The organism is Variovorax sp. P2_H12, assembly GCF_056403395.1.
In genome coordinates this window covers 18,550-33,385 of sequence record NZ_JBFUFO010000020.1, presented here as the reverse complement: position 1 = coordinate 33,385, position 14,836 = coordinate 18,550, and the positions used below count along the sequence as shown (strand labels likewise).

Annotated in this window: 13 protein-coding genes; 9 read left to right on the top strand and 4 right to left on the bottom strand. The window is 65.0% G+C overall.

The genetic code is table 11. The features are described 5' to 3' along the window. Positions 1–8 precede the first annotated feature (8 nt). From AC1DYK_RS15890 to AC1DYK_RS15880, 3 genes are all read left to right on the top strand, one after another. Positions 9–989: a Bug family tripartite tricarboxylate transporter substrate binding protein gene (locus AC1DYK_RS15890; RefSeq protein ID WP_478167254.1), complete on the top strand. Its 981-nt coding sequence runs from the start codon at positions 9–11 to the stop codon at positions 987–989. Positions 990–1,058: 69 nt separating this feature from the next. Beyond that, complete coding sequence (locus AC1DYK_RS15885) at positions 1,059–1,955, top strand: MBL fold metallo-hydrolase (protein ID WP_478167192.1); 897 nt, start codon at positions 1,059–1,061, stop codon at positions 1,953–1,955. A 36-nt stretch (positions 1,956–1,991) separates the two neighbouring features. Next, entirely contained in the window at positions 1,992–2,957 is a 966-nt protein-coding gene (locus AC1DYK_RS15880; protein WP_478167191.1) for a Bug family tripartite tricarboxylate transporter substrate binding protein, read from the top strand. Between the two features lie 519 nt (positions 2,958–3,476). Here the strand turns inward: AC1DYK_RS15880 and AC1DYK_RS15875 are convergent. Beyond that, positions 3,477–4,451: an ABC transporter substrate-binding protein gene (locus AC1DYK_RS15875; RefSeq protein ID WP_478167190.1), complete on the bottom strand. Its 975-nt coding sequence runs from the start codon at positions 4,449–4,451 to the stop codon at positions 3,477–3,479. Between the two features lie 429 nt (positions 4,452–4,880). Beyond that, entirely contained in the window at positions 4,881–5,117 is a 237-nt protein-coding gene (locus AC1DYK_RS15870; protein WP_478167189.1) for a hypothetical protein, read from the bottom strand. A 466-nt stretch (positions 5,118–5,583) separates the two neighbouring features. Here AC1DYK_RS15870 and AC1DYK_RS15865 point away from each other — a divergent pair, with 466 nt between their 5' ends. Genes AC1DYK_RS15865 through AC1DYK_RS15840 form a run of 6 tightly spaced genes read left to right on the top strand, consistent with a single transcriptional unit; the run spans position 5,584 to position 13,173 of the window. Next, complete coding sequence (locus AC1DYK_RS15865; RefSeq protein WP_478167188.1) at positions 5,584–6,393, top strand: IclR family transcriptional regulator; 810 nt, start codon at positions 5,584–5,586, stop codon at positions 6,391–6,393. Positions 6,394–6,432: 39 nt separating this feature from the next. Beyond that, on the top strand, positions 6,433–8,541 hold the full coding sequence (locus tag AC1DYK_RS15860) for an acetate--CoA ligase family protein (RefSeq protein WP_478167187.1): 2,109 nt from the start codon (positions 6,433–6,435) through the stop codon (positions 8,539–8,541). Then, positions 8,538–9,518: a Bug family tripartite tricarboxylate transporter substrate binding protein gene (locus AC1DYK_RS15855; RefSeq protein ID WP_478167186.1), complete on the top strand. Its 981-nt coding sequence runs from the start codon at positions 8,538–8,540 to the stop codon at positions 9,516–9,518. The genes AC1DYK_RS15860 and AC1DYK_RS15855 overlap by 4 nt, the downstream gene beginning before the upstream one ends. A 38-nt stretch (positions 9,519–9,556) precedes the next feature. Further along, positions 9,557–10,861 carry a DUF1254 domain-containing protein gene (locus AC1DYK_RS15850; RefSeq protein WP_478167185.1) on the top strand — a complete coding sequence of 435 codons (1,305 nt, stop codon included), beginning with the start codon at positions 9,557–9,559 and terminating at the stop codon, positions 10,859–10,861. Continuing rightward, a complete protein-coding gene (locus tag AC1DYK_RS15845) occupies positions 10,858–12,147 on the top strand; it encodes a DUF1254 domain-containing protein (protein ID WP_478167184.1) in 1,290 nt (429 codons plus the stop codon). The genes AC1DYK_RS15850 and AC1DYK_RS15845 overlap by 4 nt, the downstream gene beginning before the upstream one ends. A gap of 30 nt (positions 12,148–12,177) precedes the next feature. After that, positions 12,178–13,173: a Bug family tripartite tricarboxylate transporter substrate binding protein gene (locus AC1DYK_RS15840; protein ID WP_478167183.1), complete on the top strand. Its 996-nt coding sequence runs from the start codon at positions 12,178–12,180 to the stop codon at positions 13,171–13,173. A 72-nt stretch (positions 13,174–13,245) separates the two neighbouring features. On the opposite strand, the gene AC1DYK_RS15835 is transcribed toward AC1DYK_RS15840, so the two are convergent. Both AC1DYK_RS15835 and AC1DYK_RS15830 read right to left on the bottom strand, forming a co-directional pair. Then, the gene (locus AC1DYK_RS15835) at positions 13,246–13,791 is read right to left on the bottom strand and encodes a DUF1214 domain-containing protein (RefSeq protein WP_478167182.1); all 546 of its coding nucleotides are present in this window, start codon (positions 13,789–13,791) and stop codon (positions 13,246–13,248) included. 36 nt (positions 13,792–13,827) lie between these two features. Further along, positions 13,828–14,625 carry a DUF1254 domain-containing protein gene (locus tag AC1DYK_RS15830; RefSeq protein WP_478167181.1) on the bottom strand — a complete coding sequence of 266 codons (798 nt, stop codon included), beginning with the start codon at positions 14,623–14,625 and terminating at the stop codon, positions 13,828–13,830. Positions 14,626–14,836: the final 211 nt, after the last annotated feature.

Below are 14,836 nucleotides of genomic sequence, written 5' to 3'. Positions count from 1 at the left end.
GCGACACCATGAATACTCGGAGACATTACCTCGCACGAAGCGCCGCCATCGCCCTCGGGACCCTCGCATCCTCAGTTTGGTCTCAAGCAAACTGGACTGCCAAGAGGCCGATTACGTTGCTTGTACCAGGCCAGGCCGGGGGCAACTCGGACATCTTGGCGCGTCTGGTTTCTACCGCCATGGGGACCTCCCTTGGTCAGCCAATCGTCGTCGACAACAAGCCGGGCGCTTCTGGGACCCTCGCCTCGGCCCTCCTTTCTAAATCGCCTGGCGACGGCCAGACGCTACTCGCCGCCAGCAGCGACACACACACTGTCTATCCGCACTTCTTCAACAACAAGAACTTCCGCCCGGAGGGCCACGTGCCGGTGGCGATCATTTCCTTCGTGCCGTTTGCCTTGGCAGTGCGCAAGGACCTCGAGGTCAAGAACCTGAAGGAGTTCATCGCGCTAGCAAAGGACAAGCAAATGACCTTCTCCACGTGGGGCGTGGGAACAACCGGGCATGCGGCAACAATGCTGTTCATGCGAGCGTCGGGCGTCCAAGACATGCTGCACGTCCCATACACCGGCAGTGCGCCAGCCATTCAGGCGCTGATGGCCGGGCAGGTCGACGCCATGATGGGCGCGATTCCGTTGATTTCCTCGGCGCGAGGCCAACTCAAGCCGCTGGCCGTGATGTCAAGAAACCGCTCCCCTGCACTCAAAGACATCCCGACGTTCGAAGAGTCGGGTCTGGTCATCAATGAGACCAAGGAGTTCTGGGTGGGCATCGTTGCGCCGCCGGGTACGCCGGATGACGTAGTCAACGCCATCTCTGTCGAGATTCAGAAGGCGATGGCAACACCTGCAGTGAAGGCGCGCATCGAAGAACTTGGCGCCATTCCACAGTTCGTCGGCTCCAGAGAATTCAGGCAGGTCATCAAGAAAGAGTCCGCCCAGTGGGCCCAAATCACCCGTGAAGCTGGTGTCAAGCAGCAAGACGTCTAAAAAGGCGCAGGAGGTCAGCTCCGAAAAGGTTGCTGACCGAGCCATGGCGTTGCAGCAAAAGCTCTAAAGATGAAGCAACTCAAGTTTGGAAACACCCGCGTCGATCGGGTCGTAGAGATTGACAATTTCTGGGTGGACCCAGCATGGCTCTACCCCAACATCGAGCCGGGACTGGCGGCGCGGCATCAGGCCGAGCTCGGGCCCAATCTCATAAGTCCGGGTGACTTCAAACTCAACCTGAGCTTCCACAGCTACCTCATTCGGACTGGAACCGCGAACATTCTGGTCGACGCGTGCAATGGCAATCACAAGGAACGACCACGCGCCAAATGGCAGCACATGTTCAAGTCGGACGAGTACCTGAGCAATCTGGCCAGGTTCGGTCTGACTCCTGGTGACATCGACATGGTCCTGTGCACGCATCTTCATACGGACCACGTCGGATGGAACACGATACTCAGCAATGGGAGATGGGTGCCAACCTTCCCCAATGCGAAGTACATCTTCGCGAAGAAGGAATTCGAACACTACCTTCGGCTTCACGAGAAGAAGCCCGACCTGCCTGTCAACCAAGGCTCCTTCGTCGACAGTGTCCTGCCGGTCGTCGAGTCCGGCCAAGCGCTGCTCGTTGACTCAAACCACCTCGTTGAAGGCGACTTGGCAAAGGGTGTCTGGCTTGAAGATTCGCAGGGACACACCCCCGGGCACGTAACGGTGAATGTGAAGGAGGGTGGCCAGCACGGGGTCATGACTGGCGACATCTTCCACCACCCCATCATTTTTCTAGAGCCAGGGCTCATCAATACCGGAGACTGGAATCCGGAGCTCGCGCGGGCAACTCGCCAGATGCTTGCAGAACGGTTCGCCGACACGGACACGCTGCTGCTCACCATGCACTTCCCGGCGCCCACGGCCGGCCGCATCCATTCGTGCAACCACGGGTTCACGTTCAAGTACCTGCGCTAGGCGCATGCCGCTTTTTCCAGCATAAGGAGACAAATCTTGAAGATTCTGAACACACTCGCTCTGGGGGTGGGGCTGGCGTACGCCGGGCACGCGTTCGCGCAATCCACCGACTATCCGACAAGGCCCATCAAACTCTTACTGCCGTTGTCAGCCGGAAGCGGCGGCGACACCATCGGTCGCATGCTTGCCGAGTCGATGGCAAAGAAGTTGAACGGCTCAATCTATATCGACAACCGTGTCGGAGCAGGCGGAACCATTGGCGCAGCGCAAGCCGCAAGGTCACCAAACGACGGGTACACCATCACCATGGGAGGCATGACCTCCCACATCATCGCGCCAGCGGTGTACGCCAAGCTTCCGTACGACCCCGTTACCGACTTCAGCCAAATTGGAAGAATCGGAACAGCAGGTGTTGTGGTGGTCTCCAGCATTGATTTTCCAGCCAAGAACCTCAAGGACCTTGTCGCGAACTCCAAGGGGCAGGACAAGCCCTTGCAGTACGGCACATGGGGTCACGGTTCAACGGGTCATCTCTGCGGCGAGGTGCTTGTCCAAAAGGCGGGCGCGAAGCTCGACCATATCCCTTTCAAATCCTCGGGTGACCTCGTTACGGGCCTGCTCGGCGGGCACATCCGAGTGGGTGTTCTCGACATGGGAACCGCATCTCCGCTGGTCAAGTCCGGGAAAATTCGCGCCTTGGGAATTTGCGGCAGCCCCTCGCCGAGCATGCCGGAAGTGGGCACCTATCCAGAACAAGGCATTGACTTTCGCAGTGAGCTGAGTTGGACTCTGCTCGCCCCTGCTGGCGTCTCGCCAACCGTCGTGAACAAGCTGTCCGCTGCACTTCGCGACACCCTCGCAGAAAAAGCAACTGCCGACCGCCTGTTGAGCCTCGGTGTCCAACCGGCCTATCTTCCACCTGACGAGCTGCGCAAACTCATGCGTGAAGACATCGCCATATGGAAAGCGGTGGCGGAGACCGCCAACGTGAAGCCGGAGTAGCCTTGCCACGAAAAGGCTCGACGATTTCCAGCACTGGAGTTCAAGCCTGACTGCGTAGCACCAATGTTCGCGGGCGAGTCGCCGCGGCTAGCGGCTCCGGTGGACACCCAAGCCGCGACGCCGCGTATCAGAGATGCTTAAGAAGGTCCACCATCCGCCTTCCTGAGGCTTAGTCTATTGGCCGTGTATGAGGGGGAAATGACAGATGCACCGAGCGACATCGGGGGTGTTCTGCGTAGTTGCCTGAACGGCCGCTTTCGAGAAGTGGGGATGTCCGCAAAGCCCCATAGCTGCCTGTCGGCGCTTTGTCCGTGAATGACAGCAACCAGTCTTTCTCTGCCATGGACCCTCGTGGTTCGGTCGGCTCTCATCGGCCGGGACCAGACTTCGAGCACGTACGCCACCGAGGTGGAGATGACTTCCGCGATGCCTGCAACTGACGGGCTTCCAGCGCTGAAAACGATTAAAGACTCGCGCAAGACCCGCATCGCCGCGCCCACCGACTACCAGCGATGAGAACTAGTCAACGATTCGATTTGCACGCATGAGCAGCGACCGAGGCAGCGACACGAGCGTCCTGGCCGTCCTGCGGTTGATCACAAACTGAAAGTCCTTCGGGCGCTCGATCGGTAGTTCGCCTGGCGGTGTGCCCTTGAGGATCTTGTCGATGTAGTCAGCTCCGCGCCGACCCAAGGCTTCCAGATCAACGCCGTAGCTCATCAGAAAGCCGGCTTCAGCAAGTTGCGTCAATACGCTGATGGATGGCAATTTGTACCTGATTGCGAGCTCGGCGAACACGAAGCGATGCTCAAGGATGAGGTTGCCACCGCTGCCGACAAGACCTTGCACGCCAGCTCGGACCGCGCGTTCGAGCGCCGTTTTGATGCCGTCCAGATCAGTTCCCTCCAAAACGAGCAACTCCAATCGAAGATCGCGCGCGCTGACCTCCAATTCGGTACGGTCCGTGCCTTTGCCTGGCAACAACACTGCAACCCGCTCAATCCCAGGCACCGCCAACCGGAGGAGTTCGAACTGCTTCTGGACTATTTCGGGAAAGGTCACCGTTAAGCCCGTGACATTGCCACCTGGCCGAGCGAGCGATTTTGCCCATCCATCGCGAACTGGATCGCCACCGGCGATCGCCACGATTGGAATCAGCTCTGTCGCCTTGCGTGCCGCGTCCAAAGGCAACGGGCCACCAGCAAAGATCACGTCGACCTTCAAACGAACAAATTCGGTCGCAAGCTCTGCCAACTGTTGAGGACCGTCGCCATGGCGAATGACGAGTTCGATGTTCTGGCCTTCTGTGTAGCCGAGCTCCAGCAACCGGCGCCGCCCCTTGGCGATCGGGTACGGATCGGAACCCACTGGCGGGGCTCCAAAAAGAAGCACCCCAACGCGCGGCATGGCGGCCGCCTTGGTCTGCGCGAGCAGCACTCCGGCGACTGTGGCCCCGTAAGCCGCAACCACCGAGACAGCAAGACGACGGTGCATGCCGACGATTTGACGGCGCGATCGACGCCTGGTCAAGCACGAAGTTGAGAAGCGATGCTTGGCACCTTGCCAGCGACGCCGTTGCGCATGTCGCCTCAACAAGGTGGAGTGTGAGAGTGGCGTGACAGGATGCGCCCTGTGGCCATACTGCCGATCACCGAGGCGACGAACACGAAGCCGAGTTCGTCGACGGTGCGGTTTATTGCCCGGTGGCCATGTGCCCCGGGTCGATGCATCACAAGAGTAGGCCACCGCTTGATTCAACAGGTCGCGCTCCATCCTGAGCTTGGAATTCTCTTTGCTCAAACGCTCCAGCTCGGCCTGCTCGGGCCTCATCACGCCCTAACCAGGGAACGTCTGCTGCGGGTCCCGAGTCGCCTCGCGTACCCATTTGCGCAGCACGTTCTCGTGCACATCGTGCTTGTCCGATCAGCGGGCAAATGCCATGTATCCCTCGCCCCCAAGCCACCGGTGAAAGAGCATTGTCACGTTGGCGATGGCATAAGCTTGCTGGATGCAAAAAGACGAAGTCGCTGTGTCGTGATCGTCGGTTTTCTGCCGTGGTGATCCTCGACGTAGCGTCTTGTAAATTGCATCCATCAGGTGGTCCTGCCGGTAGGGCTTCTGCAAGAAATCCGCGGCGGCGAGCCCGACCGCGATGACCAACTCTCGAATCGAGTCGCGGCAAGCGTCGTCGTCGTCAACGATGAATACAGTGGGTTCGCTCTATCTCATGCACCTGGAGGCCCTTGTTGTACTGCTGAGGTCCCGTGTCTAGGGCCTCGAGTTGCTGCTGCGGCAACTCCGGATTGAGTTCGGAGACATTGTCCTTTGGTGCAATGCGTCAGATTCGTGTTGCATCGCAACACTGGGAGGGCCGCGGCCAGGAACTGGCCAGCAGCGTAGGTCGAGCACGCCTTCCGAAGCGCGTGCGTACTGACTGCGCGCTGGTCACAATCGGCCGGTCATGAGCCGACATGACGTGCGCCTGCTTTAGGCCTTGGTCCCCGCATTCCGGTGTCACGTCCGGACAGGGCGTATCCATGCCGAACCCCTATAGGCGGATCGAACGCAGTTTCGAATAATGAAACTTCATTTTGAGAACGTCGCGGTTGGTCCTAGAGTGCGGCGCATGATTCGTCAGCTCCGGCACCAATCCGACGTCACCGCGCTGCGCGATGGCGACCCCAACTTCGCGGGGACGCTGGCCAAGGGTCTGATGATCCTGCAGACCTTCCTGCGTGATCCCCGGCCCTATGCCAACAGCGAACTGGCGGCGCTACTTGGCCTTCCACGGCCTACGGTATCTCGGCTGTGCCGCACGCTCCTCGAGATGGGCTACCTGGACCGCGACGAACGCATCGATCGCTATTTCATCGGCCCGGCCGCCGTCGCGCTCGGGTATCCGTACATCGTCTCGATCCCCTTGCGTTCCCAAGCGCGCCCGCTCATGCAGGCATTCGCCGACCAGGTGCGCGGCGCGGCCTCGATCGGCGTCGCGATGGGCCTGGACGTGGTGTACGTCGAAACCTGCGCCTACAAGCGGGGCACGCTGGCCCGCCCTGACGTGGGCGCACTGCGCAGCGTGGCCAGCAGCGCCATGGGGCGCGCATGGTTGCACGCCCTGGACGAGAAGGAACGCAACGCCGTGCTGCGCCAGCTGAAGGCGGAGCGCCCTGACGAAATGGCGCGTTGCGCGGCCGGCATCAAGGAATCGCTGGCACTGCAGTCGCGCCACGGCTTTGCGATCAATCGCGGCGACGCCGGCATGGGCGTGCTGGGCGTGGCGGTGGCTTCGCGCCTGCGCCAGGGCTCGCGCGCGCTGCTCTTCAATTGCGCCGTGCCAGGCAGTCAGACCGATGCGAAGACGCTGGTGTCCAGCGTCGGGCCGCGCCTGGTGGAACTGGTGCGCCAGTGCGAACGCAACGCCGGCGTTGGCTGACTCCCCCTCCTTCGCTTCTTTCAACTCTCGAATCTTCCCATGCAACTCGATGCGCTTTTTTCCCCTCGCAGCGTCGCCGTCATCGGCGCTTCGCAGAACCCGCAGAAGGTCGGCGGCATGCCGGTGCAGCTGCTGCAACGGCTCGGCTACGACGGGCCCATCTACCCGGTCAACCCGGGCGCGGCCGAAGTGCAGGGCCTGACTGCCTTCGCCTCGATCGACGCCGTGCCGGCGCCGATCGACCTGGCCATCGTCGCGCTGCCCGCCGTCAACGTGGAGGGAGCGATCGAGCAATTGATCGCACGGCAAGCTCGGGCCGCCATCGTGCTCAGCTCCGGCTTCGCCGAGATGGGCGAAGAAGGCGCCGCCGCGCAGGCACGCATCGCCGAGCGCGCGCGTGCTTGTGGGATGGCGCTGCTCGGGCCGAATTGCCTGGGCGTGATGAACATCCGCCGCAAGCTCTTCGCCACCTTCTCGCCAGCACCGCTGGCCGGGGTGCCGGAGGCGGGCCACGTCGCCATCGTGAGTCAGAGCGGTGCCTTCGGCGCCTACGCGTTCTCGCTGGCGCGCAAGGGCGGCCTGGGCCTGAGCCACTGGGTGACCACCGGCAACGAGGCCACCGTGTCGGTGGCCGACGTCATCGACTGGCTGGCCGATGAAGCCGACACACGCGTGATCCTGGCATACATCGAGGGCGCGCGCGATGGCACTGCCCTGCAGCGCGCGCTGGCCAAGGCGCGTGCCGCCGGCAAGCCCGTGATCGTGACCAAGGTCGGCCGCACCGAGGCCGGCGCGCGGGCCGCGATGTCGCACACCGCCAGCCTCTCGGGCGAGGACACGGTGTACCAGGCGGTGTTCGACGCCACCGGCGCGATCCGCGCCCGCACCGTCGACGAGATGTTTCGTCTCGGTCAGGCCTTTGCCATCGGCTGCGCGCCGGCCGGGCGGCGTCTCGGCATTGTGACCGTGTCGGGCGGCGTCGGCACCTTGATGGCCGACAGCGCCTCCGACCTCGGGCTCGAACTGCCCGCTCTGCCGGAAAGCGTCGCCGCGCCGCTGCGCGAACGCATTCCCTTCTGCGCCACGCAGAACCCCATCGACGTCACCGGTCAGGTCACGGCCGACCTGCCTGTGCTGGGGCTCGCGGCGCAGGGCGCGGCCACCAGCGGCGCCTACGATGCGCTGGTGCTGTTCGTGGCCGCCGCCCTTGCCTCGCCGGCGCTGGCGCCGTCCATCGTGGATATGGTGCGCGCGACCGTGGCCGCCGCGCCCGGCGTGCCCACGGCGTTGTGCGGCATTGCCGACGAGGCCACGCGCCAGGCCCTGCTGGTATGCGGCTGCCTGGTATTCGAGGAGCCGACGCACGCGGTGGAGGTGCTGGCTGCCAAGGCGAAGTGGGCCGCGCATCGCATCGAGGTCCAGCCGCCGCAGCCGGCACCGCTCGCGGTCGCGCCTTCGGTGTTGAACGAGGCCGAGGCCTTGAGCTTCCTCGCTGGCCACGGCGTGCCGGCTGCGCCGCACCGTCTGGTCCATTCGCCGGCCGACGCCATCGCGGCGTGGCAGTCGCTGGGCGGAGACGCGGTGATGAAGATCGTCTCCGCCGACCTACTGCACAAGAGCGACGTCGGCGGTGTGCGCGTCGGGCTGCGCAGCGAACAGGAGATCCGCGAGGCCTACGACGGCATCGTCACCGCCGTCGCACGCCTGGCGCCGCAGGCTCGGCAGCAGGGCGTGCTGGTCGCGCGCAAGCTCGCACCGCTGGCCGAGCTGATGCTCGGCGCACGGCACGACCCGGTGTTCGGCACCGTCATCGTGCTGGGCCTGGGCGGCGTGGAGGTGGAACTGCATCCGCGCACCACCGTGCTCACCGCGCCGACCACCGCCGCCCGGGTGCGTACGCAACTGGATGCGCTGGGCGTGCTGAAACTGATTGGCGGATGGCGCGGCCGGCCGAAGGGCGATGCCGATGCACTGGTCGACGCGGCGCTGCGTTTCGCCGCACTGGCCGCGGCGCTCGGACCGCGCCTGGGTACGCTCGAGATCAACCCGCTGATGGTCACGGCCGATGGCATCGCAGCCGCCGATGCGGTGGTGAGCTTCGTCGACCCTGACTCAATCGCTCTGGCAACAAGGAGACAAGAAAAATGAGCACATTCCCCCGCCGCCGCGCACTGCTTCTGCAGATCGGCGCTGCCCTACTGGCGACTTCGCAATGGCCACTCGCCCACGCCGCGTTGGGCGACAAGCCGATCCGCCTGGTCGTGCCCTTCCCGGCCGGCGGGGGCACCGACGTGATGGGGCGCCTGCTGGCGCAATCGCTCTCACAGGAGTTGGGCGCCACGGTGATCGTCGACAACGTGCCCGGTGCCACCGGCACCCTGGGCAGCGCGCAGGTCGCGCGTGCAGCACCGGACGGTCACACGCTGGTGCTGGGAATCAGCGCCACGCACGCCATTGCGCCGGCGCTGTTCAAGGACTTGAAGTACCGCCCAGACGACTTCACCGCCATCGCCCGCGTGGCGCACGGCGGCAACGTGCTGGTGGCGAATCCCGGAAATGCGGCGAACAGCGCGCCGGAGTTGGTGGCCCTCGCCAAGCGCAGCCGCGAGCCGCTCATGTACGGCTCGTGGGGCAACGGCTCGGGCGGCCACCTGGCGATGGAAAGCCTGCGCCTGGCCACCGGCATCGAGACGGTCCACGTGCCCTACAAGGGCGTGGCGCCGCTACTGCAGGACGTGGTGGGCGGGCAGATCCAGGTGGCGATGGCGGACGTGGCGGGCGCGCTGCCGCTGCTGCGCGCCGGCCGCATCAAGGCATTGGCTGTGACGGGGAGCAAGCGTTCGTCGGCTCTGCTGGAAGTGCCGACGCTGGTCGAGGGCCGCATCGGCTTCGACACCGAAAGCTGGTTCGCCCTGTTCGCGCCGGCGCGCCTGCCGCCCGAAACGACGCAGCAACTGGCGCAGGCCGCAGGCCGCGCGTTGCGGCGCCCCGAGGTGATCGAGAAGGTAAAGAGCCTGGGCATGGAAGCCGACCCGATCTCGCGCGAGGGCTTCGACAAGCAATGGCACGCCGACATCGCAACGTGGGCCCGTGTGGTGCAGGCGAGCGGCGTGAAGCCCGACTAGTTCCGACATCCATTTCATTCATGACGGAGACAAGACCGATGAGCAGCGCATTCCTCCGCAGCGAATTTACGTCCCCCCAGGCCGCTTGGATCGCGCACTGCGCGGTGCCGGCGGTGGTGGCGGGCTATCCCCTGCTCGAATCCGTGCGCACCTGCCACGTGCAGACCACGCCCGGGGCAGCGGCCTACGGGCGCGCGCCCTTCAACCGCTTCGGCCACAGCGCCGAACGCTGGACCGATCGCGACCGCGACATCGTGACCCCAGCCAACGACCTGCTCTACAGCAACGCCTGGATCGACCTGCGCCGCGGGCCGGTGGTGATCACGGTCCCGCCGCAGACTGGCCGCTACTTCGTGCTGGAACTGCTCGACACCTATACCAACAACTTCCACAACATCGGCACGCGCAACGTGCCGCAGCAAGGCGGCCGCTTCGCGCTCTTGGGCCCGGATCACAGGCACGTCGTGGCGGAGGGAACCACGCCGATCCGGTGCCCGACCTCGCTGGTCTGGGTGCTCGGCCGGGTGCTGGTGGATGGTGACGCGGACGTCGCGGACGCGCGCCGCTTCCAGGCCGGCTTCGCCATTGACGGACCGGAGACGACCGACGCGCCGGCCAGCGTGGTGCGGTGGCAAGCCGGCAGCGACGATCCCGCGCTCGAATTCTTCGCCAACCTGGCGCGCGCGCTGCACGACTTCCCGCCGCCGGCTTCGCAGCAAGGCGCCTTCGAGCCGCTGCGCGGCGCGCACGTGAAGCTCGATGCCAGCGGCGCGCTCGGCGACCTGCGCCCCGCCACCGTGGAGGGCCTTCGCAGCGCCTACGCGTCGGCGATGAAGATCATCGACGGCGCCTCGCGCCCCGCTTCGAAGGCGCCCTGGCGCTATTCGACGCGGCTGGGCCGCTATGGTGACGACCTGCTGCTGCGCGCAGCCACCGCCTGGAAGGGCCTGGGCGCGCTGGCCGGCGACGAGGCGATCTACGCCACCACCGACTACGACGACCAGGGCGAGGTGCTCGACGGCGACCGGCTCTACCGCCTGCATTTCGAGGATGGCGGCCGGATCCCGGCCGGCGCCTTCTGGTCGATCTCGCTCTACGGCGCCGACCGCTACTTCGCAGCCAACCCGATCGGCCGCCACGCGCTGGGCAATCGCAGTCAGCTCGGGCGGAACCCGGACGGCAGCCTGACCCTGTATGTGTCGCACCAACGCCCGCCGGGGCCCGAAGAGAACTGGCTGCCTGCGCCGCGCGGGGCCTTTTACCTGATCCTGCGCGTCTATCACCCGCAGCCCGCGTTCCTGAGCGGGGAGTACCGCATGCCGAAGCTGGAGCGAGTGGCATGAAACGCGAGGACCTGCAAGTGACGCACGAGGCCGTGCTGCGCACCCTGCCCCTGTTCGAGATGGCGCGCATGCGTGCCGCCACCGCGCCGCGCCGGCATCCACAGCACGGCTTTGCCGGTCCGGACGCCGCATCGACCTTGCGTTGGCTCAACAGCTTCACCCATTCGAAGCGCCTGCTCACGCCACGCGACCGCGAGGTGGTCTCGCCCAACAACGACACGCTCTACACCAACGCTTGGCTGGATCTCTCCGAAGGACCGCTGGTGATCGACGTGCCCGACATGGGCGAGCGCTACTGGACCTTGGGCTTCCTCGACATGTGGACCAACCCTTTCGCGTACGCCGGGCGTCGAACCACGGGGAATCGCGCGCAACGCCTTTTCGTGCACGGACCGCAATGGATCGGCACCCTGCCGAAAGGCATGGTCGAGATCGCCGCGCCGGGCCACGACGTGTGGATCATCGGCCGCATCCTGGTCGACGACGACGAGGCCGACCTGGCCCGGGTCGCGAGGTTGCAGCAGCAGTTCTCGATTCTGCGAGCGGACGACCTTCAACCCGCTGCGCGCGTGGCCGAAGCTGCGATGGACGGACGCAAGACCGACACGCCCGAAGCGCGCGCGTATCGCGCCATCGTCGACGCCGCTTGGGCACGCAACCCCGCGCCGCCGGCCGACCACCATGCCCAGTCGCTGTGGTACCAGGCGCTGAGCGCGGGCGAGCCTTGCCTGCAGCAGGCGCTGACCGAGGTCTGCCAGGCGCTGCGCGAGGACGCGCAGCCTGCGGAGGCTGGCGGTGGGTGGAGCGTGCCGGTGGCCATTCGCACCGACTGGGGAACGCAGTTCGCGCTGCGCGCCCGCGTCGCGCGCAATCTGATCGGCGCCCTGGGCATCGAGGAGGCGATGTACCCGGTGGCCGAGGTCGATGACCACGGCCGGCCACTCGACGGCGCGCACAGTTACACGCTTTACTTCCCGCCGGGCGCGGGCCCGCAGGTGGACGCCTTCTGGTCGCTCACGATGTACCGGAAGTCCGATTGCCTTCTGGTGGACAACCCGGTGGATCGCTACTCGATCGGCGACCGCACGCTTGGCCTGCAATTGGACGCGGACGGCGGCCTGCGCATCGCCATCCAGCATGCCGCACCCTCCGAAGCGCGTGACCGGGCCAACTGGCTCCCCTCGCCGCCGGAGCCGTTCTATCTCACGCTGCGCCTCTACCAGCCGCGCCAGGCGCACCTGGACTTCCGCTTTTCCTACCCGCCGCTGGTGCGGCTTGCCGACTGAACGCGTACAAAAGTAACGGAGACAAGACCCATGAACAAGACCACACGCCGCAGCTTCCTCGCCCGCACCGGCGCAGTGGCATCGGCCCTGCTGGCCGGTGGCATCGCCCACGCACAGGCAACACGCGCCTGGCCCGAGAAGCCGGTGCGTGTCATCTCGCCCTATGGCGCAGGCGGCTCCAACGACATCTCGGCGCGCATTCTGGCTGAGGAACTGGGCAAGCGCCTGGGACAGCCATTCGTGGTCGAGAACAAGCCGGGCGCGGGCACCCGCATGGGCAACGAACTGGTAGCGCGTGCCGCGCCCGACGGTTACACCCTGCTGTATGCGGCAGCGCCTTACGCAGTGGCCGAAAGCCTCTATGGCAAGCTGAGCTACGACCCGCGCAAAGACCTGCGCGCGGTGAGCCTGGCCGCGGTGGCGCCGGTATTCCTGATCGTCAATGCCGAATCGCCCTTCAAGACACCCGCTGACCTCGTGGCCTATGGCAAGGCCAACAGGGACATTGGCCTTACTTTTGCGTCGCCGGGCAGCGGCTCCGGCCCCCACCTGGCGGCCGAGCTGTTCTTCAAGGAGGCCGGCGTCAAAGGACTGAACGTGCACTTGCGCGGCGACGCGACCGCCTACACCGAACTGCTGGCTGGCAGGGTCGATGCCACGCTCACCGCCATCACCTCCGCCCTGCCGCACATCCAGAGCGGGAAGCTGCGCGTCCTGGCCGTGGCCTCGGAGCAGCGCTCACCCATCTACCCGTCGGCGCCGACGTTGCGCGAACAGGGTTTCCCCAACGTGATCGGCTACGGCTGGTTTGGCTTCATGACGCCGGCGGCGACGCCGCAGCCCATCGTGGACCGGCTGGCTAAAGAGGTGAAGGCGATCCTGTCCGAGCCGGCGGTGAGCCAGAGGATGGCCGGGCTGGGCCTGCAGGCGATGGGCACCAGCCCGGCAGACTTTGCATCCTTCATCGACAAGGAAATGACGCGCTGGGATGCCGTGGTGAAGCAGGTCGGCATCAAGGGCGAATAGTGCTTGGCGGCCGTGGACGCGCCATCCCCCACTGCAGACACTCAGTGCTGTGCAGTTCCCTCTGCGTCTTGGCTACTTGGCAGGACTGCTCGCGACCAGTTCGAACTCGCCGGGCTTCCACGTCTTGTCGAAGAACGAAGGCAACGGGCTATAGAAGCGAATGATGGTCCACCAGCCCTTGCCTGGCGTGGTCTGAATCCAGTTGCCAGCAGCCACGCCCTTCGGCCGATCGGGGCCGGCGTAGATGGTGGTCGAGCCGTCGGCATTCGATTCCGCCGCCGGCGTAGGGTAGGTCTGGCTGCCGGCGCGCGGGTAAAGCTGCGGGGTCTGCAGCATCGAGCGCGTCTGATTGTCGTAGAGCGTGATAGACCAGAACTTGGCGGCAGGAATATGCGGCGGCAACGTGACCTTGTAGGTCTTGCTGCCGTCGAACGCCTGGCCGCTGGCGTCAGAGAATGTACCCAGGTACTGCGAGCCAACGTTCGGAAGCCGCATGACCATGGCTGGCGTGATTCCCGTGGCCACGTAGAACATGGCCGTGCGCGAATCGAGCTTGCGCGCGCCATCGCTGGGGAAAGGCTTGACGCCATCCTTCGTGACGACCGGGGGCGGCGCCAAAAATTCGTACCCGCCGACGAACAGTTGGTTGGTCCATTAGGACTTCGGGTCGTCGTAGTAGCGAAAGCCCTCACTGCGCCGCGGCACCACGCTGAGCACACGGCCGGCCGCGTTGCCTGTCGCCACAGCATCGGCGAGCACCCGTGTCATCCTCTCGTCCGGCTTGAACGACTTGCCCTTGCCGATGCCGATGGCATAGAACTGGCCGGCTATCTCCGGATCGAGCGCCGAAGCGGGTTCCTCTTGGACGAGCGCATTCAGCATGTCATAGAACGACGGGTCATTGGGCGGGATGGTGTTCATTGCCAGGCCCGAGCCTTCGACGAATCTCGGCGTAACCGGCTTGGCCAGTTCTCCCAGTGGGCTCTTGCCCGCCAGGAAGCTGCCGATGCTGGAGCCGTAGCCACCGGACGAGTACGGATAGATCTTCAACTCCGCCTTGATGCGGTCGGTTGCCGGCTTGGGGTCGTTGTTCTCAAGGAATGCGCGGCCCAGGAAGGTCACGTTGTTCGTGCGCGCATGGGCGACGAAGTAGCCGCCTTCCGGCATCGGCCCGGTGTAGCCCGGTGGAACCAACAGGTACTTACCGCCCTGGCCCCTGTCGGGCCCCGGAACGCCGATGTCGGTCACCCAGCGGAACCACATGTCGTCGACCACGCCAAGGACGTCGCGCGGCGCCTCGACCACCACCGGCCCTTTGCTCAGGTCGAGAAAGGTCCAGAAGTAGACGGTATCGATGTTCGCGGTGAGGAACAGCGAGTTGGAGTCCATCAAGCGCGAGAACAGCAGGACATCGCCATCCTTCACGCCGACGGCGCGAAAGCCTTGGCGCAAGGCGTACAGCGATACACCGGGCAGCCCGTTGAGGTAGCTGTCGACGCCCCGCGAGAAGTCCAGGTAGTCGTAGACCTTCTCCGCGGTCGCCGGGTCAGGAAAGCCGTCTCGGTATCGGAACTCTCCAAGCCGGGCCGTGACGTGGTCAGGGGTCTGAATCGACGAAGGCGTGGCGCGCGTGGGTGGCGAGGTGTTGACGGTCAGTTCGGCT